Source organism: Streptomyces sp. CB02980, from assembly GCF_014451325.2.
In the GTDB taxonomy this organism is placed as follows: domain Bacteria; phylum Actinomycetota; class Actinomycetes; order Streptomycetales; family Streptomycetaceae; genus Streptomyces.
Window position 1 is genome coordinate 1 of record NZ_JACSCH020000023.1, and the last position, 22,780, is coordinate 22,780.

The 22,780-nt window shown below is 72.1% G+C and carries 24 protein-coding genes and 1 tRNA gene; 13 read left to right on the plus strand and 12 right to left on the minus strand.

Annotation, left to right across the window (positions count from 1 at the left end):
* Together E0F75_RS34365 and E0F75_RS34370 are read left to right on the plus strand one after the other, a co-directional pair.
* Positions 1-717: DUF475 domain-containing protein (locus E0F75_RS34365; RefSeq protein ID WP_229314896.1), on the plus strand; the 717-nt coding region annotated here is incomplete at its 5' end.
* Positions 718-850: 133 nt separating this feature from the next.
* Entirely contained in the window at positions 851-1,591 is a 741-nt protein-coding gene (locus tag E0F75_RS34370; protein WP_073917690.1) for a Tellurium resistance, read from the plus strand.
* Between the two features lie 93 nt (positions 1,592-1,684).
* Here the strand turns inward: E0F75_RS34370 and E0F75_RS34375 are convergent, their stop codons facing one another.
* The gene (locus E0F75_RS34375; RefSeq protein WP_229314897.1) at positions 1,685-2,644 is read right to left on the minus strand and encodes a TerD family protein; all 960 of its coding nucleotides are present in this window, start codon (positions 2,642-2,644) and stop codon (positions 1,685-1,687) included.
* 177 nt (positions 2,645-2,821) lie between these two features.
* Between E0F75_RS34375 and E0F75_RS34380 the strand changes: the two genes are divergently transcribed.
* The 3 genes from E0F75_RS34380 (at position 2,822) to E0F75_RS34390 (ending at position 7,833) form a co-directional block, all read left to right on the plus strand.
* Positions 2,822-4,027: an HpcH/HpaI aldolase/citrate lyase family protein gene (locus E0F75_RS34380; RefSeq protein ID WP_229314898.1), complete on the plus strand. Its 1,206-nt coding sequence runs from the start codon at positions 2,822-2,824 to the stop codon at positions 4,025-4,027.
* Positions 4,028-4,045: 18 nt separating this feature from the next.
* Positions 4,046-6,859: a phosphoribosyltransferase domain-containing protein gene (locus tag E0F75_RS34385; protein ID WP_229314899.1), complete on the plus strand. Its 2,814-nt coding sequence runs from the start codon at positions 4,046-4,048 to the stop codon at positions 6,857-6,859.
* Between the two features lie 143 nt (positions 6,860-7,002).
* Complete coding sequence (locus E0F75_RS34390; RefSeq protein ID WP_229315012.1) at positions 7,003-7,833, plus strand: HAD family hydrolase; 831 nt, start codon at positions 7,003-7,005, stop codon at positions 7,831-7,833.
* Between the two features lie 9 nt (positions 7,834-7,842).
* Here the strand turns inward: E0F75_RS34390 and E0F75_RS34395 are convergent, their stop codons facing one another.
* The 3 genes from E0F75_RS34395 to E0F75_RS34405 form a co-directional block, all read right to left on the minus strand.
* Positions 7,843-8,061 (minus strand): zinc ribbon domain-containing protein, encoded by a 219-nt coding sequence (locus E0F75_RS34395; protein ID WP_229314900.1) that lies wholly within the window; start codon positions 8,059-8,061, stop codon positions 7,843-7,845.
* A gap of 66 nt (positions 8,062-8,127) precedes the next feature.
* Positions 8,128-9,447 carry a hypothetical protein gene (locus E0F75_RS34400; RefSeq protein WP_229314901.1) on the minus strand — a complete coding sequence of 440 codons (1,320 nt, stop codon included), beginning with the start codon at positions 9,445-9,447 and terminating at the stop codon, positions 8,128-8,130.
* 173 nt (positions 9,448-9,620) lie between these two features.
* Entirely contained in the window at positions 9,621-10,361 is a 741-nt protein-coding gene (locus E0F75_RS34405; protein WP_229314902.1) for a DUF4097 family beta strand repeat-containing protein, read from the minus strand.
* 207 nt (positions 10,362-10,568) lie between these two features.
* On the opposite strand from E0F75_RS34405, the gene E0F75_RS34410 reads away from it, so the two are divergent.
* The 3 genes from E0F75_RS34410 (at position 10,569) to E0F75_RS34420 (ending at position 11,649) form a co-directional block, all read left to right on the plus strand.
* Positions 10,569-10,643 (plus strand) — tRNA-Val (locus E0F75_RS34410).
* 214 nt (positions 10,644-10,857) lie between these two features.
* Positions 10,858-11,283 carry a hypothetical protein gene (locus E0F75_RS34415; protein WP_229314903.1) on the plus strand — a complete coding sequence of 142 codons (426 nt, stop codon included), beginning with the start codon at positions 10,858-10,860 and terminating at the stop codon, positions 11,281-11,283.
* Positions 11,284-11,358: 75 nt separating this feature from the next.
* Positions 11,359-11,649: a hypothetical protein gene (locus tag E0F75_RS34420; protein ID WP_229314904.1), complete on the plus strand. Its 291-nt coding sequence runs from the start codon at positions 11,359-11,361 to the stop codon at positions 11,647-11,649.
* A 118-nt stretch (positions 11,650-11,767) separates the two neighbouring features.
* On the opposite strand, the gene E0F75_RS34425 is transcribed toward E0F75_RS34420, so the two are convergent.
* Positions 11,768-11,968 carry a hypothetical protein gene (locus E0F75_RS34425; RefSeq protein ID WP_229314905.1) on the minus strand — a complete coding sequence of 67 codons (201 nt, stop codon included), beginning with the start codon at positions 11,966-11,968 and terminating at the stop codon, positions 11,768-11,770.
* A gap of 134 nt (positions 11,969-12,102) precedes the next feature.
* On the opposite strand from E0F75_RS34425, the gene E0F75_RS34430 reads away from it, so the two are divergent.
* Entirely contained in the window at positions 12,103-12,645 is a 543-nt protein-coding gene (locus E0F75_RS34430; protein WP_229314906.1) for a DUF4231 domain-containing protein, read from the plus strand.
* Positions 12,646-12,722: 77 nt separating this feature from the next.
* Here E0F75_RS34430 and E0F75_RS34435 read toward each other — a convergent pair whose 3' ends face one another.
* Positions 12,723-13,172, minus strand: a complete 450-nt coding sequence (locus E0F75_RS34435) for a lamin tail domain-containing protein (RefSeq protein ID WP_229314907.1) — start codon at positions 13,170-13,172, stop codon at positions 12,723-12,725.
* Positions 13,173-13,298: 126 nt separating this feature from the next.
* Between E0F75_RS34435 and E0F75_RS34440 the strand changes: the two genes are divergently transcribed.
* On the plus strand, positions 13,299-14,105 hold the full coding sequence (locus tag E0F75_RS34440) for an MBL fold metallo-hydrolase (RefSeq protein WP_229314908.1): 807 nt from the start codon (positions 13,299-13,301) through the stop codon (positions 14,103-14,105).
* Here the strand turns inward: E0F75_RS34440 and E0F75_RS34445 are convergent.
* The gene (locus tag E0F75_RS34445; RefSeq protein WP_229314909.1) at positions 14,047-14,805 is read right to left on the minus strand and encodes a GntR family transcriptional regulator; all 759 of its coding nucleotides are present in this window, start codon (positions 14,803-14,805) and stop codon (positions 14,047-14,049) included. The two genes, E0F75_RS34440 and E0F75_RS34445, sit on opposite strands and share 59 nt — an antisense overlap.
* 187 nt (positions 14,806-14,992) lie before the next feature.
* Here E0F75_RS34445 and E0F75_RS34450 point away from each other — a divergent pair, with 187 nt between their 5' ends.
* Together E0F75_RS34450 and E0F75_RS34455 are read left to right on the plus strand one after the other, a co-directional pair.
* On the plus strand, positions 14,993-15,250 hold the full coding sequence (locus E0F75_RS34450) for a hypothetical protein (protein ID WP_229314910.1): 258 nt from the start codon (positions 14,993-14,995) through the stop codon (positions 15,248-15,250).
* Positions 15,251-15,404: 154 nt separating this feature from the next.
* Positions 15,405-15,692, plus strand: coding sequence for a DUF2277 domain-containing protein (locus tag E0F75_RS34455; RefSeq protein WP_229314911.1), 288 nt, complete (start codon positions 15,405-15,407; stop codon positions 15,690-15,692).
* On the opposite strand, the gene E0F75_RS34460 is transcribed toward E0F75_RS34455, so the two are convergent.
* The 5 genes from E0F75_RS34460 to E0F75_RS34480 form a co-directional block, all read right to left on the minus strand.
* A complete protein-coding gene (locus tag E0F75_RS34460; RefSeq protein WP_374115485.1) occupies positions 15,652-16,281 on the minus strand; it encodes a DedA family protein in 630 nt (209 codons plus the stop codon). The genes E0F75_RS34455 and E0F75_RS34460 overlap by 41 nt on opposite strands.
* A gap of 319 nt (positions 16,282-16,600) precedes the next feature.
* On the minus strand, positions 16,601-17,125 hold the full coding sequence (locus E0F75_RS34465; protein WP_229314912.1) for a DoxX family protein: 525 nt from the start codon (positions 17,123-17,125) through the stop codon (positions 16,601-16,603).
* 186 nt (positions 17,126-17,311) lie between these two features.
* Complete coding sequence (locus E0F75_RS34470) at positions 17,312-17,962, minus strand: HNH endonuclease family protein (RefSeq protein WP_229314913.1); 651 nt, start codon at positions 17,960-17,962, stop codon at positions 17,312-17,314.
* Positions 17,963-18,348: 386 nt separating this feature from the next.
* Positions 18,349-19,017, minus strand: coding sequence for an HAD-IA family hydrolase (locus E0F75_RS34475; protein WP_229314914.1), 669 nt, complete (start codon positions 19,015-19,017; stop codon positions 18,349-18,351).
* Between the two features lie 189 nt (positions 19,018-19,206).
* Positions 19,207-20,430 (minus strand): peptidoglycan-binding protein, encoded by a 1,224-nt coding sequence (locus E0F75_RS34480; protein ID WP_229314915.1) that lies wholly within the window; start codon positions 20,428-20,430, stop codon positions 19,207-19,209.
* A gap of 207 nt (positions 20,431-20,637) precedes the next feature.
* Between E0F75_RS34480 and E0F75_RS34485 the strand changes: the two genes are divergently transcribed.
* Positions 20,638-22,701, plus strand: coding sequence for an MFS transporter (locus E0F75_RS34485; protein WP_229314916.1), 2,064 nt, complete (start codon positions 20,638-20,640; stop codon positions 22,699-22,701).
* Positions 22,702-22,780 lie beyond the last annotated feature (79 nt).

A 22,780-nucleotide genomic window follows, 5' to 3' on the forward strand; every position in this document is an offset into this window, starting at 1 on the left:
GGCTGGCTCGAGCGCCCGCTGGCCAAGCTCGGCAAGGTCGACATGCTGTCGGTCTGCATCGCCCTGGTCGTCCTGGCCGTCAGCGCCATGACCTTCGCGACCCAGGCCCACCAGCACGGCGGCACGCACATCGACGCGGCGTCGACCGTCCTGCTCTCGGGCGTCTTCGGCCTCATCACGTACCTCGTCGTCGGCGGTCTCTCCGGCTACTTCGAGAACAAGCTCGAGGAAGAGGAGGAGCGCGAGCACGAGGCCGAGGAAGAGGCCAAGAAGAGCGGCAAGCAGGTCGGCGTCGTACAGCTGGCCGGCAAGGCCGCCTTCTTCATGTTCCTCTACCTGGAGGTCCTCGACGCCTCCTTCTCGTTCGACGGTGTCATCGGCGCCTTCGCCATCACCAACGACATCGTCCTGATGGCGCTCGGCCTCGGCGTCGGCGCGATGTACGTGCGTTCGCTGACGGTCTACCTGGTCCGCCAGGGCACCCTCGACGACTACGTCTACCTGGAGCACGGCGCGCACTACGCGATCGGCGCGCTGGCCCTGATCCTCATGGTCTCCATCCGCTACCAGATCCCCGAGGTGGTCACCGGTCTCATCGGTGTCGCCCTCATCGCCTGGTCCTTCTGGTCCTCCGTACGGCGCAACAAGGCGCTCGCGGCGGCCGAGGGCGGGTCGGGTCCCGCGGGGGACAAGACCGAGGTGTCGTCCGGGGTGTGACACCCCCGGCAATGAGGAACGCTTCACTGCGGGGCGGTCGGTGCACCCGGCCGCCCCGCAGGCATGTGCGATGTCGGTGATCAGCGGTGCCGGCGAACAGTGGGGCCGGCGATCAGTGGGGGGTGAAGGCGGCATGGCCTTCTGGGACAACCTTTTTCCGGGGAGGACGGCGTCGCAGTTCGACTCGGGCAGCGCCGCGTCGAACACGATCGACCTGACGAAACGGCGCCCGTCCGTCTCGCTCACCAAGCAGGGCGCCGCCACCGGCAACCTCCGGGTGAACCTCTCCTGGCGGATGCGGACCTCCGACCTCGAAGGACGCTCCCGGCAGAGCGGCCGGCTGCTCCGCAACCCGTCCCAGCTCTTCAAGCCCGAGGTCGTGCAGGCGCACACCCAGGGCATGGTCAACGTCGACCTGGACCTGGGCTGTCTCTACGAGCTCGCCGACGGCAGCAAGGGCGTGGTGCAGCCGCTCGGCGGCTTCTTCGGCGACCTGAACGGCGCGCCGTACGTGAAACTCAGCGGCGACGACCGCTTCGGCGGCTCCTCCGGGGAGACGATCTTCGTCAATCTGGACCACAAGGACGAGATCAAACGCCTGCTGTTCTTCGTGTACATCTACGACCAGACGCCGGCCTTCGACCGTACGCACGCCAAGATCACGCTCTATCCGAGCAACGGCCCCCGGATCGAGATCGAGCTGGACGAGCGCGCCCCGCAGGCCCGCTCCTGCGCGGTCTTCTCCGTGGAGAACGCCAAGGGCGAGCTGACGGTCCGCCGCGAGGTGCGCTTCGTGTACGGCTTCCAGGCCGAACTGGACCGGCTGTACGGCTGGGGTCTCCAGTGGGGGCGCGGCTACAAGACCAAGGCGTAACCGTTGCCCGCGTCCGCGGGGCCGCCCTCGGGCAGCCCCTCGGGAGTGCCGGGTCCCTCGGGACCGGGCGGCCCCGCAGCAGTTTCGGGTCCCTCAGGGCCGGACGAACTGGGGGCCCATCGGCGGCATCCGGAACTCGGGTGCCGGGTTCTGCTCGGGGGCGGTCACCGGCTGCGGATAGCCGTAGGCGGGGGCCGGGGCGGCGTTCGCCGGCTGGGGGTAGCCGTAGGCGGGCGCCCGGTCGGGCATGGGCGGCGGCGCGGTCGGCTGCGGGGGCACGGGTACGGGGGTGTGGGCGACGGTCAGGTCGAGATCCGGGTCGCCGGCGCCCGGGGAGGCGACGGTGGCCGCTGTGGCCTCCTGGGCCTCGCCGGGGGAGCCCTGGCCGCCCGGGACCTCACGGAAGCCGCCCTGGGCCTCCTGAGAGCCGTCCTGGGTGCTCTGGGCGTTCGAGGCCGCCTGGGCGGCCTCCTGGGCCGCGTCCTGAGCGCCCTGTGCGTCCTCGTCGACCGAGATGCCGAAATCGGTGGCGAGACCGACCAGGCCCGTCGGATAGCCCTGCCCCACGGCGCGGAACTTCCAGCCGTCCCCACGGCGGTACAGCTCGCCGCAGATGACGGCCGTCTCCTCGCCCGTCTCCGCCGTCACGGAGAACAGGGCCAGCGCCTCGGCGTCGGGTCCCGCCGTCGCGTCGTACAGCAGGATCCGCAGGTCGGAGACGGAGCGGAAGGTGCCGCCGTCGGAGGAGGCCGCGATCACCACCCGGTCGACGGAGGGGTCGAGGCTTCCGAGGTCGGCTTCCACGGTGTCCGTGAGACCCTTGGAGTCACGCTTCTTCGGCAGCCGTCGCACCAGGCCCGAAGGGTGGCGCGGCTGGTTGTAGAAGACGAAGTCCTCGTCGGACCGCACCCGGCCGGAGGGCCCCAGGAGCAGGGCCGAGGCATCCACGTCGGGGACCCCGGAGCCCGGGGTCCAGCGGAGCACGGCCCGTACGGCCGCGGTGTCGAGAGGGACGTTGGAGCCCTTCAGCATCGCGTGCGTCATGACCGTCATCCTGCCCTCCCGGCAGACCCGCGGACAACGCGGGGGCGTCACCTGTCGCGGGACGGTGTGACGGACGCCGATGAGTTACCTGGATTTCATGCTCGAAGGGAACTGCAGACACCCGCACCTACGTACTATTACCGGCCACATGTCGTCAGGTTCCAGAGAGGTAGACGGGGGACTTATATGCGTCATTTCGGGCACATCCCGTCCGCGACGCGGGCCGGTCTCTTCCTTCGGGAACCGGCCGCGTTCACGGCAGATTCGCCCGCGCGCACGCTCGCCGTGGCCCTGGGGGCCACGCTCTACAGCCCGGCCACCCGGCCCCGGCTCGCCGACGACGTGCGCAAGCAGGCGGCCCGTGGAGTGGTCTCCATGGTGCTCTGCCTGGAGGACTCCATCAGCGACGCCGATGTCGAGGCGGGCGAGGACAACCTCGTACGCCAGTTCGCCGACCTCGCCGATCACACCGCCGGAACCGTGACGGACGCCGACACCGCCACGGACACCGCCGCGGATCTGCCCCTGCTCTTCATCCGGGTCCGCGATCCGCGCCAGATCACCGACCTCGTCGCCCGGCTTGGAGAAACGGTCCGCCTGCTGTCCGGATTCGTACTGCCCAAGTTCACCGAGGCACGCGGCCAAGCCTTCCTCGAAGCGCTCGCCCTGGCCGAGCGGACGAGCGGACGGCGTCTCTTCGCCATGCCCGTCCTGGAGTCCCCCGAGCTCCTCCACCTGGAGACCCGGGCCGAGACCCTGGCCGGCATCGCCTCGATCACCGACAAGTACCGCGACCGGGTCCTCGCCCTGCGCCTCGGCGTCACCGACTTCTGCTCCGCCTACGGGCTGCGCCGCTCGCCCGACATGACCGCCTACGACGTCAAGATCGTCGCGAACGTCATCGCCGACGTCGTCAACGTCCTCGGCCGCTCCGACGGCACCGGCTTCACCGTCACCGGACCCGTCTGGGAGTACTTCCGGCCCGGCGAGCGCATGTTCAAGCCCCAGCTGCGCCGGAGCCCCTTCCTCGAAGGCCGCGCCGAGGACCTGCGCACCGCCCTCATCGAACACGACCTCGACGGGCTGCTGCGCGAGATCGAACTCGACCGCGCCAACGGACTGCTCGGCAAGACCTGCATCCACCCCACCCATGTGGTGCCGGTGCACGCCCTCTCCGTGGTCAGCCACGAGGAGTGGAGCGACGCCCAGGACATCCTGCGGCCCGAACAGGGCGGCGGCGGAGTCCTCCGCTCCGCCTACACGAACAAGATGAACGAAGTGAAGCCGCATCGCGCGTGGGCCGAACGCACCCTCCTGCGCGCCGAGCTCTTCGGCGTCGCCAAGGAGGACGTCGGCTTCGTGGATCTGCTCACCGCCGGACTTGCCGGCTGACGAAGGGACGTCGACGACGTGGTGTGGACCGGAACGTGGGTCGCGGAGCGACTGGGCGTCGAACTGATCGGCGACGAGGCGCTGCCGGCCCTGTTGGGCCTCGCACTGCGTCGCAACCCCAAGCGCGCGCATCTGCTGGTCTCCAGCGTGCTCGGCAAGCACGTGCCGCAGCGGCCGTCCGTGGTCTACGGCTCCGGCCTCGACCTCGGCCGGCGCGTCCGCGCGCTCCTCGGTGACGAGGAGGCCGCACGCTCGGTCGTCCTCGGGTACGCCGAGACGGCCACCGCCCTGGGCCACGCCGTCGCCGACGGCCTCGGCCTCGCCCCGTACCTCCACTCCACCCGGCGACCGGTGGCCGGAGTCGCCCGAGCGGGCGGCTTCGAGGAGTCCCACTCGCACGCCACCTCGCACCTGCTGCTGCCCGAGGACCCCAAGCTGCTCGCCGGCGACGGCCCGCTGGTCCTCGTCGACGACGAGTTCTCCACCGGCAACACGGTCCTCAACACCGTGCGGGCCCTGCACGAGCGCTACCCGCGCGACCGGTACGTCGTCGTCGCCCTCGTCGACATGCGCTCGGCCGCCGACCTCGGCCGCCTGGACGCCTTCGCGGCGGAGATAGGCGCCCGCGTCGACCTGATATCCGGCGCCGCCGGCACCGTACGCCTCCCGGAGGGGGTCCTGGAGAAGGGCCAGGCGCTGGTGGCGGAACACGAGCGGGCGTACGCGCCGGGAGCGGGCTCCGTGCCAGGCTCGTCCGCGGCCCCGCGCCGGCACGCGCCCGTGCGGGTGGCGCTGGACTGGCCGGAGGGGCTGCCCGACGGCGGCCGACACGGCTTCACGCCCGACCAGCGACACCGCCTGGAGACGGCGCTGCCCACGATGGCGAACAGGATCACGGAGGCGCTGCGAGCCCCGGCCGCCGAGCCACTGCGAGCCCCGGCCGACCCGGCGCTGCCCGGTCCGACGGCCGAGGGGCTGCCCGGCTCGTCCGCCGAGGCGCTGCCCGGTCCGACGGCCGAGGGGCTGCCCGGCTCGTCCGCCGAGGGGCTGCCCGGTCCGACGGCCGAGGCGCTGCCCGGCTCGTCCGCCGAGGCGCTGCCCGGTCCGACGGCCGAGGGGCTGCCCGGCCCGTCCGACGAGGAACTCTCCGGCCCCACCGCCGAGGAAGCGCTCGGTGCGACCGCCGACGGGCGGCCCGCCACCCCCGCCCCGCCGCCCGCAGGGCCCCGCGTTCTCGTCCTCGGGTTCGAGGAGCTGATGTACGCGCCCCTGCGCCTCGGCACCGCACTGGAAGACGCCGGGCACGACGTCCGGTACTCCACCACCACCCGCTCGCCCGTCCTCGCCGTCGACGACCCCGGCTACGCGATTCGCACCCGGCTCGTCTTCCCCGCCCACGACGACCCCGCCGACGGCCCCGGCGAGCGCTACGCCTACAACGTGGCCGGCGCGGGCTTCGACGCCGTCGTCCTCGTCGTCGACTCCACCGCCGACACCCCGGCCCTGCACGCTCCGGACGGCCTGCTCGCCCAGCTCGCCGCGCACATCCCGCGCGTCGTGCTCGCCGTCGTCCCCTCGTACACGCCCACGGCCTCGCCGTACGTTCCGTACGACGCCACGCCCGAGGTCACCGAAGCCACCGAAGCTCCCGAAAGGAGCTCCATGCTGCCCGAGCCCCTCCGCGGCCCCGCCTTCTCCTCGTACGCACCCGAGGAGGTCGGCTGGCTGCTCCAGGACCTCTCGGACGTCGAGCTCGAGGCGCCCACCGAGGAACGCGAGGAAGCCATCCAGAGCGGCGGTGCGCACTACGCCGAGTCGCTCCCCGTCGAGTACCAGCCGAGCGACCGCTACCAGGAGCTGTTCCACGCCGCCCTGGAGACCTCGGCGACCCGCATCGCCCGCGCCGTCGGCACCGTCACCGAGACCGTCCTCGCCGAGCGCGAGCGGCCCGGCCACCGCCCCGTCCTCGTCTCGCTCGCCCGCGCCGGCACCCCCGTCGGCGTCCTCATGCGCCGCTGGGCGCAGGCCCGCCACGGCCTGGACCTGCCCCACTACGCCGTCTCCATCGTGCGCGGCCGCGGCATCGACGCCAACGCGCTGCGCTGGCTCGCCGCCCACCACGACCCGGCCGACGTCGTGTTCGTCGACGGCTGGACCGGCAAGGGCGCCATCACCCGCGAACTCGCCGACGCGATCGAGGAGTTCGAGGCCGCCGAAGGCGTCACCGGCTTCGACCCGGAGATCGCGGTCCTCGCCGACCCCGGCTCCTGCGTCCGTACGTACGGTACGCGCGAGGACTTCCTCATACCCTCCGCCTGCCTCAACTCCACGGTCTCCGGCCTGATCTCCCGTACGGTGCTCCGCGCCGACCTGGTCGGACCGAACGACTTCCACGGCGGAAAGTTCTACCGCGAGCTGGCCGGCGCGGACGTCTCCCACGCGTTCCTCGACGCCGTCGCCGCCCGCTTCGACGAGGTCGGCGCGGCCGTCGACACCGACGTGAAGGAACTGCTGGCCGCCGACCGCACCCCGACCTGGGAGGGCTGGGCCGCGGTGGAGCGGATCAGCGAGGAGTACGGCATCCACGACGTCAACCTGGTCAAGCCGGGCGTCGGCGAGACCACCCGCGTCCTGCTCCGCCGCGTCCCCTGGAAGATCCTCGCCAAGCGGGGCGCCGAAGCCGACCTCGCGCACGTCCGGCTGCTCGCCGAGCAGCGCGGCGTACCCGTCGAGGAGATCGACGAACTCCCGTACAGCTGCGTCGGCCTGATACACCCTCAGTACACGAGGGGCGCGACGGGCGCCGACGGCAAGGCGGTGGTGTCCCAGTGAGTACGACGAGCGGGACGAGCGGGACGAATACGGCGAGTACGACGAGCGCGACCGGTAGTACGACGGAGACGACGGGTACGACCACGAGCGTGACGACTACGACGAAGGCCCCGATTCCGGCCCAGGCCCCGATCCCGGCCACGATCCCGGTCCCGACCACGGGTCCCGCCCCCGTCCTGGTCGCGAGCGACCTCGACCGCACCCTCATCTACTCGTCCGCGGCCCTCGCCCTCGGCATGCCCGACGCCCAGGCGCCCCGGCTGCTCTGCGTCGAGGTCCACGAGTCCAAGCCGCTCTCGTACATGACCGAGCACGCGGCGGGGCTCCTGGAGCGACTGACCGGCGAAGCCGTCTTCGTGCCCACCACCACGCGGACGCGCAAGCAGTACCAGCGCATCCAACTCCCCGGCAGCGCACCGAAGTACGCGATCTGCGCCAACGGCGGGCACATCCTCGTCGACGGCGTCACCGACGCCGACTGGCACGCCTCCGTGGTGAGCAGGCTCGCCGAGGAGTGCGCGCCGCTCTCCGAGGTCCGCGCCTACCTCACCGCGACCACGGACCTGTCCTGGGTACGCAAGCACCGTGTCGCCGAGGACCTGTTCGCCTACCTCGTCGTCGAGCGGGAACGGCTGCCCGAGGACTGGCTGGAGCGCTTCGGCGCCTGGGCGGGGGAGCGCGGCTGGACGGTCTCGCTCCAGGGCCGCAAGGTGTACGCCGTACCGAAGCCGCTCACCAAGAGCGCGGCCGTCCGCGAGGTCGCCCGTCGCACCGGCGCCTCGCTCACCCTGGCGGCCGGCGACTCGCTCCTCGACGCGGACCTGCTGCTCGCCGCGGACCGGGCGTGGCGCCCGGGCCACGGCGAACTGGCCGACAGCGACTGGACGGCCCCCCACCTCGACGTCCTCGCGGAACGCGGGGTCGCGGCGGGGGAGGAGATCCTGCGCCGCTTCAGGGCGGCGGCAGCCGTCTGACGGCTGCGATCAGCTGCAGCAACCGCCACCGCAGCAGCCTCCGCCACCCCCGCCACCACTCGGCGCGGGGGCGGCGGAGGCGGAGCCGCCGACGGCCACGGCCGAGAGCAGCTTCACGGTGTCGTCGTGCCCGGCGGGGCAGGAGGCCGGGTCGGAGGACTCGGCCATGGGCCGACTGAGCTCAAAGGTGTCGCCGCAGGTCCGGCAGCGGAATTCGTAACGAGGCATGGGAACAGGCTAGAGCCTGCGAGCGGACACGGGCAGGGGACCCGACCGCCACGTCGTACCCCGGGCTCAATGCCCGGTGGCGCCGCCCCGTTCCTCCCTGATCTGGCCGACGACGTGCGCGGCCGTGGCCCGTACGGCCTCCAGCTCGGTCAGGAAGTGCCAGTAGTCCGGGTGACGGCCCTCCAGGGTGTCGACCGCCCGGTCGATCCGGCCGACGGCCTCGTCGAGGGGGCGGGCGTGGCGCGGGTCGGGGGTGCTGCGTCCGGCCATCGCGAGGCGCTGGGCGTCCCGTACCGCGAACCGGGCGCGGTCGATCTCCGCCGTGGGGTCCTTGGCGACGGCGTCGAGGCGGCGCAGCCGGTCGCCGGCGGCGGAGACGGCCTCGTCGGTGGAGTCGAGCAGCGCGCGGACGGTGGAGAGCAGCGAGGTCGCGTCCGGCCAACGCTGTTCGGCGCGCGCCTTTCCGGCCTCGGCGAGCCGCTCCTCGGCCTGCCGGAGCGTGGCGGCGGCCTGCTCGGGCACGTGCTGGAGATCCTGCCAGCAGGGTGCGGTGAAGCGCCGCCGCAGCTCCGAGAGGATCGGTTCGACGCCACCGGTGCGCGTGGTGAGGGCCTCGGTGCGGGTACGGAGGGAGACGAGGCGCCGGTCGATCTCGGCGGCGCGCTCGGGGAGCCGCTCGGCCTCGGCCCGTACGGCTTCGGCGTCGCGCAGCACCTTGTCGGCGCGCTGGAGGGTCTCGGGGACGCCGTGCCGGCCGGCACCCTCGTTGAGCTTGGTGAGTTCGGGCCCGAGGGCGGCGAGCCGGGCGGCGAGGTCGTCGGCGCGCAGCCCGCTCTCCCGTACGGAGTCGAGGGCGGCACTCGCGCCGCGCAGGGCCTGCCGGGCCCGCTCGACGGCGGGGGCGAGGCGGGCGAGCTGGGTCTCGGCCTGTCCGAGCAGCGGGGCGAGCCCCGCCTCGAACCGGTCGAGCTCGCCCTTCACACGGTCCAGCTCGTCCTTGGCGCGGGTCAGTTCGGCGCGGGCCCGGCCGGCGGTCGCGGCGTCGAGCTCGTCCCGGTCGAGGTCGTGGGCGTCGACGGCGCTGATGTAGGTGTGGCTGACCTCGTCGATACGGCGCCCGAGGGCCTCGAAGCCCTCGACGGCGCGACGCGTCTCGGGGGAGCTGTCGACGGCGGTGATGGTCTCGATGGAGATGCGGAGCCCGCGCTGGGCGGTGTCGAGCTCGTAGAAGGCGGAGGCGGCGGCGTCCTTGGCGGCCTGGGCCTCGGCGCGCTGGCTCTCACCGCGTCCGCCGAACCAGCGGCGGGTGCCGCCGCCGGCGAAGGAGTGCGGCAGCATCGCGCCGACGAGCAGCGGAAGGGCGAGGGCGAGCCGGAGCCCGGACATCCCTGGCCTCGGTCCGTCTTCGGATCGGGTCTGCCCCCGGCTTGGCGCGTCACGACGCCGGACGTCGCTCGCCCCCCTCGCGTCGCTCGCCGCCACGTACCTCTCCCGTGCTGTGTCCGCCGTGCCCGGTCCGGTTCATTCTCCCACCCGGTAAGGACGAACACACGGGCCGGTCAGTTCGCCGTGAGGACGGAGACGTCACCGTTGTCACTGCGGACGCTCACGGAGTGCCCGCTCTTGTCGCGGCGGGGGACGTCGATCCGGACGTCGCCGTTGTCGCTGGCGCCGGTCACCTCGTACTCGGCGGTGGGGACGGAGACGTGGACGTCGCCGTTGTCGGTGACGACGTCGACGCGGCGGGGGACGGAGCCGAGGGCGATGCGTACGTCGCCGTTGTCGGACCGGGCGACGACCTCGGGCGCGGTGGCCCCTGGCTCGACGACGACGTCACCGTTCTCGGTGCCGAGGTCCAGCGCTCCGCCGGCCTTGCGCACGCGCACGTCCCCGTTGTCGGAGCGCACCTTCATCGGGGTGGCGAAGCCCTCGGCGGTGATGCGCCCGTTGTCGTTCTCGATGGTGACGGCGACGTCGCGGGGGACCTGGATCCGGTGGACGGCGTCACAGTTGGAGGAGACGCCGTCGCAGTTGACCCGCAGGGTCAGCTTCCCGTCGACGAGCTTCCACTCGGGCTCGGGGCCCGACCCCATGAACACCCACCCGTCGACCTGCCGCTCGACGCGCACGTCGTCGATGTCGGCAGGGGTGATCACGAGCTCGGAGTCGTCGGAGTCGACGGTGAGCGCCTCGCCGGCGAAGGCGAACGTCCTCCGCTCCACGGGCGCCCCCTCGACATCGGTCGAGCCGCACCCGGCGAGCGCGAGAGAGGCGACCAGCACTCCACCGGAGGCGAGCAAGACCCGAAACGGACGACGTAGAGCAGCCATGACGCCGAGACCCCCACAAGAAACCCAGAAACGCGGACAGTCCCCCGACCGTACGACCCCACCACCCGCCGTCACGATCCGGCGACCCACCGTCCCCAGGGTGGGGCTACCCCCAGCACCGGGGGTATCGGTTTGCGGCACCCACCCATGCGCCATGTAGGCTGTTGCCTCTTCCACGGGTGCGTAGCTCAGGGGTAGAGCGCTGCTCTTACAAAGCAGATGTCGGCGGTTCGAAACCGTCCGCGCCCACCAGTGCAAAGGCCCCCAGTCGATCATGGCTGGGGGCCTTTGGTGTTTTCTTCTGGTGTCGACGGGGGTGGTCGCTTCGGCTGGATGCCGGGACCTGCGTCCGCTCCGCATGTGCCCAGCCCGTTGACATCAGGACTTGAACGCGTTCAAGATGATGTTCGTCGCTTCCTTGAGTCGTCGTTACCGGGCATGTGTGAGACACGAGAGGCGGAGCCGTATGGCTGCCGACCAGCATCAGCGGATACGACGTGCGTTCGTGGGCGCCGCGTTGGGCGGTGCGGTGACGCTTCTGTCGACCTCCTGTTCCGGCTACTACCCGGTCGAGGTCGACACCGTTGATCAACTGACGGGCGTGTGGTCGGACTGGAGCGGGGTGACAGTCGAGTTCGAGGACGACGGCACGTTCACGGCGAAGGGCTTGGACAAGGAGGACGTCGTCGGCTGGGGGTGCTCCGGGTTCGCCGAACGGCAGCATGGAACCTGGTCTCCCTCCGGAACGTATGGCGAGGTCACCTTCGACGGCGTGGACTGCGAGGACATGAAGCTGGCCTTCTACGGCTCCCCGAGTTCCTTCGTCGCCTGCTTCACCCGGGACGTGACTTCCGGGGGGTGCACGCACGAATTCAGCCGGGACGAAGGCTGATCCGAGTGGTCCTGGGTGGGCACGGGGAATCGGACCGGCCTCCGGGAGCGTGTGTGGAGCGGCATCATGCTCTCCATGACCTCGGAATCCAGCAGCGCTCCCGTGGAGAGCACCTGCGTCACGGCCGTGACCGATGGTGTCGCCCACGTCTTCACGTGGGAGGCGGACGCACGGATCGAGGTGCGGGACCTCGGGGGAGAGGTCGTCATCGAGGCGAACGCCGCGGGCCTCAGGACGCTTGCCGGGCATCTCCTCGTGCTGGCCGGGGATGGCGTTCCCGAGGGAAGTCACCTGCACCTCGAGGACGGCAACGGTCTTGAGGGCGGGTCCGTCGGCCTGGTCCTGGAGCGCGGCGACGACGAGTGAGAGCGCCGGCCGCCGTCTTGAGGCGGGCGACGAGCCGGCTCACCGGATCGCGAAAGGCCCCTCGCCGGGCGTGGTGAGGGGCCTCTGTCTTCGCGGTCCTCTGCGGGGCAGGGGGCGGTCAGGCCTTGATCACTTCTACCTTCTTGTCGCCCGCGGCGGCCTCCACCTTCACCGTGCCCGTTTCGCGGTTGCTGGCCGTGGTGGTGTCCGTGGTCGTGTGGGCCGCCAGGGTGGCCACCGCGGCGGCGGCGAGGGCGGCGAGGGCTAGGGCCGCCCTGGTGGCGGGCGTCGTGCGGGTGAGGTGGGACTGCGGCTTCACGGGGCCCCCTGAAGTTCTCGTGGGTGAAGGTCGGTTGGTCACTGGTCGACGGTGGTTGAAACTACCTTGCGGGGGGCTGTGGGGGAATGGGTGAAGAGTTGACGGGGACCTGGCAGGGCGGGTGTACTCGCGGCATGGCTGAGGTGGGGGACGCACCCGAACCCGGGGTGCAGAGCGGTGAGATGACGCCGCAGCGGTACATCGAGACGAGGCTCTCGCAGTACCAGGGCTGGTACGACGCCAAGGCGACCCGGATGAAGGCGATGCATCTGCGGATGCGGACCGTCTCCGTCGTCGGTGGCGCGCTCGTGCCCGTGTTCGTGAACCTGGATCTGGCCTTCGCTCGGGTCACCGCCACCGTGCTGAGCGTCGTGGTCGTCGCCGCCGTGTCGCTGGAGAGCGTCTACCGGTACCGTGAGCAGTGGAAGAACTACCGGTCCACCGAGCAGCTCCTCGGGCACGAGCGGGTCTACTTCGAGACCAAGGTCGGGCCGTACCACAACCTGCCGAAGCGGGACGCGTTCTCGACGCTCGTCGCCCGGGTCGAGAAGGCCATCGCCAACGAGAACTCCGCGACCCTGAACGTCATGACCCTCGGCGGGCAGGTCAACTCCGACGTCCAGCAGCACGGGATTCCGGCCGCCCGGGAGCCCGAGGCGGGGGCCGGGGAGAAGTAGCTGCGCGGACGGCCCCGGGGTTTCCCGGGGCCGTCCGCTCGAGGGCCGTCAGCGTGGTGATCGGCCCTCGTCGTGGGTCAGCACCACTTGTAGTCGACCCGCGTCGAGTTGTACGAGCACGTGTCGATCCGCGCGCCGTTCGACTTCTTCAGCGTCGCGGTGTCGCGGTCGTTGTTCCAGACGTACGCGCCGCGGTTCTGGTAGACGTTCGCCGCCGAGTTCGTGCCGCGGCCCGTGCGGACCGTCACGATCTTGCCCTTGCCGAGGACGAAGTTGCCGAACGTGTACTTGTGGTTCGCCGCGTCCGTCAGCGTCCAGCCGCGCAGGTTGACCGCCGCGCCGGTCGTGTTGCGTATCTGCACGTACTCGGCGTTGAGGCTCGTGTTCGAGCGGCGGTCCGTGCCCGGGCTGTCGTAGTAGATCTTGTACAGGTGGACCGAACCGGCGGCCTGTGCCTGCGTGGGCAGCAGCAGGATGCCGGAGGCGGCGGCCGCGGTCACGGCCGCGAACGTGCGTGCGCGAAGCATGAATGTCCCTCAGTTTCTGCCGGGAGCCCGCCGATGGGACCCGACGAGCACACAGAATACGCACGCTCTTCACCGTGTCCGCACAACTTCGCGCGAGTTGGCGTAGGGGTAATTTAATCTTGGCTTATGTTCGTCGCGCCCCTGCAGATCACCGTGCTCGGCTCCGCCACCCCCTTCCCCCGGCCCGGCAACGCCTGTTCCGGCTATCTCGTCGAAGGCGGCGGGGTGCGCGTCTGGGTCGACGCCGGCAGCGGCACCCTTGCCGAGCTACAGCGGCACGTGGCGGTCGGGGACGTCGATGCGGTGTGGGTCTCCCATCTGCACGCCGATCACTCCGCCGACCTGCTCACCTTCTCCTACGCCCTGCTCTACGCGGGGCTCGAGACGGACCTGCCCGTGCCCCTCTTCGGGCCCGTCGGGATCGCCGATCGGCTCGCCGGGTTCCTCACCAACGGCCCTGAGCGCAGTCCTGTCGAAAAGGCCTTCAGCGTGCGGGAGTTGCACGACGGGCAGGTCGCCCGCATCGGTGGGCTCACCCTGACCTCCCGCGCCGTCGAGCACGGACTTCCCGCCTTCGCGCTGCGCGTGGAGGACGAGGGCGGGCACTCGCTCGTCTACTCCGGAGACTGCGAGCCCTGCCCCTCCCTCGTCGAACTCGCCCGCGACTGCGACCTGTTCGTGTGCGAGGCGGACGGGGAGACCCCCGGGCACCACTCCGCCGCCCAGGCCGGCAGGACCGCGGCCGAGGCCGGTGTCGGGCGGCTCGTCCTGACCCATGTGGGGTCGGCACTGCCGCCCGGGGAGGCCGTCGCACTGGCCGCCGGGGCGTACGCGGGCGACATCGCCCACGCCGATCCCGGGCTCCGGTTCGACGTCACGCGTCGAAGTCGTACTCCAGGACGTACGACGACGAGTCCAGCGTCATCTCGTTGAGCTCCACCGCCGTCCCCGGCCCCGTGAACGCCGTACGCCCGATGAGGACCACCGGCGTCCCCCACTCCAGGGCCAGCCGGTCCGACTCGTCCGCCGTCGGCATCCGGCAGCGGATCTCCTCGCGGAACCGCACCGGCCGGTGGCCCAGCTCCGTCAGCCGGGCATAGGTCCCGCCCGGCCCCGTGTCCGGCTCGGCGATCGGCGTCCCGCGCACCAACTCCGCCGACAGGTACGAGACCGACAGCAGCACCGGCTTGGCGTCGAGGACGAAACGGCGGCTGCGTACGCACACGGGCGCGCCCGGCCTCAGGTTCAGCGCCCCCGCGATCCGCGCCCCCGCCTCCGTCTCGGCCACCTCGACCTGGTCGACGACCAGGTCCCGGTCCTCCACGTCCGCCGACCAGACCGAACGCCCGTTGCCCCACTGCTCGCCGGACAGCCGCGGGATGCCCCGGCGGCGCAGCGGACGGAAGACCCGGACGAAGACCCCGGCGCCCTTGCGGGCCTCGGCGAGCCCCTCGGTGCGCAGCACGGAGAGGGCCTGGCGGGCCGTCATCCGGGCCACGTCGTAGGTCGTCATGAGGTCGTTCTCACCGGGGAGCCGGTCACCCGGCGCGAACGCGCCCGACTGGATCGCGGTTCTCAACTCATCGGCGATGCGATGGTACTTGGGCCGACGAGCGCTGTCCTGGTCAGTCACGGGTGGACCACTCCCTTCATCTGCGGACACCCTACGGCGCACCCCGCGGCCAGGGTGCACAGGTGTGCGCCGCCCCGCCCGGTCGATCCATCCATCGGGGGACATCTCTAGAGATACGTTGACAGGGAGGGGGCGGGGGGCTTCTCTGGTTCTCCCCAGGCTTCAGGAATCGGGACGGAGGGGATGCGTGCAGCCACTGCCCGAGGTCGGTGACCTCGTCCGTGACGCCGCCACCGGGCGGGTCGGCTTCTACGTCGGGCACGTCCCCGGGTGCCTCCCCGGGGGTGTCCAAGGGAGCCTCCCCGGGCGCTGTCTCATCCGGCCCGTCCACGGCGGCGCCGAGTGGGAGGCCGAGCCCACCGACGTACAGCCGGCCACGCCGCTGCGCGAGCTGCGCGCCCGAGCCGCCGAGATCAACGCGCGTAGCCGGCGGGGTCTGTCCTGAGGCTGCGGGTCGCCGGGCCGGCCGGTGGCCCGGGGGCTGCCCGGCGTCCCGGCGCCTGAGGACGGACGGCTGCGGGGGCGTGGAGGGCCGTCCCGCCCGCGCCCGGTGACCGCCGTTCTCGGCGGTTGTCAGTGGCGCGCGCCACACTGGAGGCATGTGCCGCAGCATCAAGACGCTCCGACCGCCCGCGCTGCCCGAGGAGGCGACCGAGGACGACATCCGCGCCGCCGCCCTGCAGTACGTCCGCAAGGTCTCCGGGTTCCGCGCCCCCGCCGCCCACAACCGCGAGGTCTTCGAGCGGGCCGTGGACGAGATCGCCGACGCGACCGCGAGACTCCTCGACGGCCTGGAGGTACGCGGTGCGCATCACGCGCATCCGGTGCACCCGGCGCCGTCCGTTGTCAGGAGGCAGGCGCGGGAGCCTCAGCCGGACGCCGTATGAGGTAGGCGGCGAGCCCGCCCGCCAGGAAGAGCGCGAGGGTCGACACTCCCGCGCTGAACCACGTCGCGCCCAGCCACTGCCCGCCCAGCCAGCCGAGCCCCACGCTGTACGAGGCCCAGGTCACGCCCGCCAGGGCCGACCACGGCAGGAACTCCTCCACGCGCCGCTTCGCCGCGCCCGCGCCCAGTGAGACCACCGAGCGGCCCGCCGGTGCGAAGCGCGCGAGGACGACGAGCAGCCCGCCGCCCCTGGCCAGCGCGGTGCCGAGACGTTCCTGCGCCATGGACAGGCGCCGGGACCGGGCGATCGTCCGGTCGAGCCTGGCGCCCCCGCGTAGCGCCAGCCGGTACGCCAGGAAGTCGCCCAGCACCGAGGCCGTGGCCGCGCAGAGCAGGAGAGGGAGGAGAGACGGTACGTCGGGGGTGGCCGCGGTGGCCGACGCCGCCGCCGTGGCGGCGGTGATCACCAGGAAGCCGCTCGGCAGCACGGGCAGGAAGACGTCGAGCAGGATCGACGTCGCCACCACCGGGTAGATCCATGGACCGGCGGTGAGCGACCGCAGCGAGCCAAGGCTGTCGAGCAGATTCACAGGGGGAGAGCCTACGCGGGGGCGGGGGGCCGCCCGCCGGGTGGGTGCCGGGCTCCGCCGGGCCCGCGCGAACGTGTGCGACTTTGAGGGAATGTGCCCGGGGTGAGGGGCCGGTTCCGGGTGAGGGGGACAGGGGAAAGGGCCGGAACGCGTGCTGCGTGGTCCGGCCCTTTCCTGTATGTGACTGCGGTACGGGGCTCCGGTGCACAGCTCCGGTGTGCGGCTCCCGTACGCGACCGAGGCGGCCCGGGGCCTGCCGCGCCGCGGTGACCTCGGCCTGCCGGGCCGAGGTGCCTCAGGCCGCCGTCGGCGTCAAGGCTCAGGCCGTGACCGGGGTGGCCTGCTCCTCGCGCTCCTCGCTCGTCCTGCGCGCCGTGGCGCCCGCGCCCACCCGGCCGCGGAAGAGGCCGTCGAGAGCCAGCGCGCCCGGGCCGGTGAACACGAGCAGCGCGAAGGCCCAGCAGAACAGGGCCGCGGTCTCGCCGCCGTTCTGCAGCGGGAACAGGGACTCCGGCTGGTGGACCTTGAAGTACGCGTACGCCATCGAGCCCGAGGCGAGGAACGAGGCGCTCCGGGTGCCCAGTCCGAACAGGACCAGGCCGCCCGCACCGAGCTGGATGACGGCGGCGTACCAGCCCGGCCAGGTGCCGGCCGGGACCGTCCCGCCGCCCATCGCGCCGCCGAGGACGCCGAAGAGCGAGGCGGCGCCGTGGCAGGCGAAGAGCAGGCCGACGACGATGCGGAAGAGGCCCAGCGCGTACGGCTGCGACTGGTCGAGGCGGCCCGCGAGGGTGCTCACGCCGCCGGGGCTCTTCGAATTCTGCTGATTGTTCGGGGTGTTCATGGGGGGACTCCTTCGGCCTGGCCCCGTCCGTGGGGTGGACGGGGAGTGGGGGACGGAAACCGATGAGGCCGTAAGGTTAGGCACCCCTCACTAGTACTTGCAAGTTCAACATCAGGCCACCGGGAAGTGTGTGGTGAGGTTCACTTCCCGGTGGCCGTTGTTGACGCAGAGTCAGTGGTGGAGTCCTCAGCAGCCGTTGAGCACGGACTGGAGGGCGCTCTTCTCGGCGGAGTCGACGCTGAGGTTCCAGTGGTACTTCACGTGTACCCACGCGCGGGCGTACGTGCAGCGGTACGCGGTCCGCGAGGGCAGCCACTCCGCCGGGTCCTGGTCGCCCTTCGACTGGTTGACGTTGTCCGTCACGGCTATCAGCTGCGGCCGGGTCAGGTCGTTCGCGAAGGACTGGCGCTGCGAGGTGGTCCACGTGTTGGCGCCCGAGCGCCAGGCCTCGGCGAGCGGGACCATGTGGTCGATGTCGAGGTCGGAGGCGACGGTCCAGGTGGCGCCGTCGTACTGCGAGTACCAGCTGCCGCTGGTCGCGGCACAGCTGGAGTCCGTGACGACGTTCACGCCGTCGCGCTTGAGGACGGTCTCGCGAGTGTTGCAGGCGCCGGACTGGGTGATCCAGTGGGGGAAGAGGTCCCGGCTGTAGCCGGAGGAGGAACCTTCCGCCTTCACGGTGAGGGCGGCCAGGTAGGTGCGGGCGGTGGCGGCGCTGACCGGGGTGGGCATGGCGGCCTGGGCGGCCGGGGCCGTGGCGAGGAGGCCGGTGACGGTGAGGGCGGCGGAGGTGGCGAGCACGGCGAGTCGACGCGCGTAGACGATGCCGACGGGCATGGGAACTCCCTTGAGGTGGGGGGACCTTGGCGGGTGCCGTCCCCGTGGGTGCCGGGCGATGGCCCGGTCATCGTGGCGGCGCGAGGTTTCGGTGGGGGGTGCGCCAGGTAACAGGGTGGCGACATGGACACGTCACATCAAGGGGTGTGACACGTTCTGATGGAGCGCCAGGTTCCGCCGGGCGTCACGGGGGTGGGGCGGGAGCGGCCGTCGGTGGGCGCGCGCGGGGATACGACGAGACCCCGGGCCGTTTCGGCCCGGGGTCTCGTCCGGTCGTGGATCCCGTCGTGGATCCCGTCGTGGATCCCCGAGCGGGGAGGTGCTGCTGGGGGTGCGGCTGCTGCTGCGAGGCGCTGGTGAAGGGGGCGCCGGAAGCGCTCGGGGTCCTACGGAAGCACGGTCAGCGTGATCGAACCGTCGGCCGCGGGCTCGACCCGCAGACGGGTGAGGTCGGCGACGTGCACGTCCGGCGCGAAGGCCGCCGCGCGCGGGCCGACGCCCACGATCCGCATGCCGGCCGCGCGGCCCGCCTGGATGCCGGCCTCCGAGTCCTCGAAGACGAGGCAGTCCGCCGGGTCGAAGCCCAGCTCGGCCGCGCCCTTCAGGAAGCCCTCGGGGTCCGGCTTGCTGGCCCCGACCTGCTCGGCGGTGACCCGGGTCTCCGGCATCGGGAGCGCGGCGGCGCCCATCCGTGCCTGGGCGAGGGCCTCGTCCGCCGAGGTCACCAGGGCGTGCGGCAGCTGCGCGAGCGCGGCCATGAAGGCGGGGGCGCCGGGGACGGGCACGACCCCGTCGAGGTCGGCGGTCTCCTCGGCGAGCATGACGCGGTTGTCGGCGTGGTTCTCGGCCATCGGGCGGTCCGGGAGGAGGACGGCCATGGTCGCGTACCCCTGGCGGCCGTGGACCACCTTGAGCACGGAGTCCCCGTCGAGACCCTGCCGCTCCGCCCAGCGTCGCCAGCAGCGTTCGACGACGGCATCCGAGTTGACGAGGGTGCCGTCCATGTCGAGGAGGAGGGCGCGGGCGGTGAGCGTTGCCGGGGTGGTGGCAGGCATCGGGTCTCCAGAGGGGGTGGTGCGGAGAACGAAGCGGTCCCGCCCACCGGTCAGGGTGTGCGGGCGGGGCCACTTTGTTTTCCTACGATACAAAACCGGGGGGCGTCTTGGCCAACCGGTCCGCATGCCGGGACCCGGGGCGGACTCGTGGGAGTCGCTCGCGGGAGTCACGGGAGTCCCCCGCGGGAGTCAGATGTGGGGGGTGTTCCGCTCCAGGACCTCGCGGGTGTTCGGCCCGTACGCGCCCTCGGGATCGCCCTGGATGTACATGTACGACTGGTAGACCGCCACCGCCTCCCACACGTCGTCGTCGTACCTGCCGTTGACCCGGCCGTGGTAGACCCCGACGTCGGTGAGGCGCCGCTGGAGCTCCCGTACCGCGTGCCCGCTGGAGCCGAAGTCCAGGGTCTCCTCCTGGCCCTCCTCCCCCTCCCCGGGCGACTCGGCCGGAGGCGTCGTCGTGGCCGGCGGAGTCGCCGTCGGCGCGACGGCCGGCGCCGACGAGGGAGAAGCCGGAGGGGGCGCCGCCGCGCCGCTCGTGGTCACGGAGGCGCTCGGAGACGCGGTCGTGGGGGTCGGAGAGGACGACGTGGGCGACGGGGACGCCGACGCGGACGTCTCGCGCGGAGTCGGGGACGAGGACGTCGGCTCCGGGCTCTGCGACGAGGGGGAGGGGGACGGCGCCTCCGACACGCCGAGGTTCAGCGACGCGCTCGTGGTCACGTCCGGTACGGCCGCCCGGTCGTCGGGCTCCTCCCCGCCTCCGAGGACGGCGGCCGCCAGGGCGGCGGTGCCCGCCACGGCGACGGCGGCCACCGCCGCGACCAGCGCGCCGCGCCGGCGCCCGCGTCCCCGCCCCTGCCCCTGGCCGGGCGGCGGGGGTATGTCGCCGACGCCGCGCAGCAGGAGCGGCATGGTCTCGGAGGGGTCGCCCCCGGGGTGCGGCGCGGCCGGAAAGGCCGCGGTGCTGCCGTACGGCTCGTACTCGCCCGCGGAGACGCTTCCGCCGGCGCCCCCGGAGATGCCCCCGGCGATGCCCCCGGCGACGCTTCCGCCGGCGCCCCGGCCCAGCCCCCCGCCCAGCCGGATCGCCGCCAACGGCGCCGTCGGCGGGTCCTCCGCGTTCGGGCCGTACGAACCAGAGCTGTGCGCGGCAGTGCCGTACGCGTCAGGGCCCCCCGACCCCGCACCCCCCGACCCCGCACCCGCCGACCCCGCACCCGCCGACCTCGCCGTCGCCCCGGTCTCCGCGTCGCCGAACCCGCCGCCGTCCGCGCCGCCCTCCGGCGCGTCCAGCGTCACGTACGGCCTGATCCGGAGCGGATCGAAGTCCTCGGCCGCCGCCAGTTCGGCCCGGGCGCAGGCGCAGCCAGGTCTCTGTACACCGCATTCAGGACAGACATGTCCGGTCATGATGGGTCCCCTCCCCGAGACAACTGCTGGCGATTATGCAGCCCGCACCCTTCCGAAGGGCGACCAGGAGGGCGAACAGGCGGACGAAGGGGCAGGCGAACGGCCGTACCCTCCGCAGGCCATATCCGGACATTCACAGCAGGATGGAGAAGCCGTCCCATGGGCCGTCCGGCGGGACGCCCGACGAGACGCCCCGAGGAGACGCCCATGGCCCAGGAAGTAAGCCCCTCCGAGCTCGGTGGCGCCCCCGCGCCCGGGGAGGGGCAGGGCCGCCGTACCGTCCTCGTCGCGATCGGCGCGCTGCTCCTCGGCATGCTGCTGGCCGCCCTCGACCAGACCATCGTCTCCACCGCGCTGCCGACCATTGTCAGCGAGCTCGGCGGCATGGAGCACCTGTCCTGGGTGGTCACCGCCTACATACTGGCGTCCACGGCGGGCACCCCGCTGTGGGGCAAGCTCGGCGACCAGTACGGGCGCAAGAGGCTCTTCCAGGCGGCGATCGTCCTCTTCCTCATCGGCTCCGCGCTCTGCGGCGTCGCCCAGAACATGCCGCAGCTCATCGCCTTCCGTGCGGTCCAGGGCCTCGGCGGCGGCGGTCTCATCGTGCTGGCGATGGCGATCGTCGGCGACCTCGTGTCGCCGCGCGAGCGCGGCAGGTACCAGGGGCTCTTCGGCGCCGTCTTCGGCACCACCAGCGTCCTCGGCCCGCTGCTCGGCGGAGTCGTCACCCAGCAGCTCTCCTGGCGCTGGGTCTTCTACATCAACCTGCCGATCGGCATCGTCGCCCTCTTCGTGATCGCCGCCGTCCTGCACATCCCGGCGCGCTCCACCCGGCACACCATCGACTACCTCGGCACCTTCCTCATCGCCTCGGTCGCCGCCTGTCTGGTCCTCGTGGCCTCCCTCGGCGGCACCACCTGGGCGTGGGGTTCGGCGCAGATCATCGGCCTCGGCGTCCTCGGAGCCGTACTCCTCGTCCTGTTCATCCAGGTCGAGCGGCGGGCGGCCGAACCCGTACTGCCGCTCAAGCTGTTCAGGATCCGGACCTTCAGCCTGGTCGCGGTCATCAGCTTCGTCATCGGCTTCGCGATGTTCGGCGCGATGACCTATCTGCCGACCTTCCTCCAGGTCGTGCAGGGCGTCACCCCGACCATGTCCGGCGTGCACATGCTGCCGATGGTCGCCGGCATCCTGATCACCTCGACGGTCACCGGCCAGATCGTCTCCCGCACGGGCCGCTGGAAGGTCTTCCCGATCGCCGGCACCGCCGTCACCTGCCTCGGACTGCTCCTGCTCCACGGGCTGACCGAGACCAGCTCCACCGGAGAGATGAGCGTCTGCTTCTTCGTCTTCGGCGTCGGCCTCGGTCTGGTCATGCAGGTCCTCGTCCTGGTCGTGCAGAACGCCGTTCCGTACGGGGACCTCGGCGTCGCCACCTCCGGGGCCACCTTCTTCCGTTCCATCGGGGCCTCCTTCGGCGTCGCCGTCTTCGGCACGATCTTCACCAGCCGGCTCACCCACGAACTCGACGACGTGTTCGCCGCCGCCTCCGGACAGGACCTCCCGCCCGGCATCGGCCCCGAGCAGGTCGCCGCCGACCCGCGCACCGTCGCCGCACTCCCGGCCGAACTGCGTCCCGACGTCCTGCACGCGTACGCCATGTCCATCACCGACGTCTTCCTGTACGCCGCGCCCGTCGTCCTGGCCGCCTTCGTCGTCGCCTGGTTCCTCAAGGAGGACAAGCTGCGGGGCTCGGTCACCGTGCCCGACACCGCCCGGACGCTCGCCTCGCGCCCCGTCGAGCGCTCCTCGTACGACGAGTGCGCCCGCGCCCTGTCCGTCCTCGGCTCCCGCGAGGGCCGCAGGGCGATCTACGAGAGGATCACCGCCCGGGCCGGGCTCGACCTGCTGCCCGCCGCGAGCTGGCTGCTGCTCCGCATCCGCCGCCACGGCACCGTCGAACCCGTCCGGCTCGCCGAGCACGTGCCCGTGCCGTTGCGGGTGATCACGGAGGCCTCCCGGCAGGTGGAGGAACGGCGCCTGGTCACCCGGGAGGGGCTCCAGCTGATGCTCACCGAGGAGGGCGTCCGGGCCGCGACCCGGCTCGACGCGGCCCGCGAGGAGTCACTCGCCGAGCTGCTCGGCGACTGGTGGGGACCGGACCGGCCCACCGACCTGGTGAAACTCGTGGAGGAACTGACGGCCGAGCTGGGCGGCTCCGACGCGGAGCGCCCGCGTGACCCGGAGCCGCCCCGCGACCACGACGCATGAGTGCACGGCCGTACGCCCTGTATGACAGTCACTCAAATCCCCTCAGTACGCTGTCCCCTCCAAGATCGCATCACAGGGG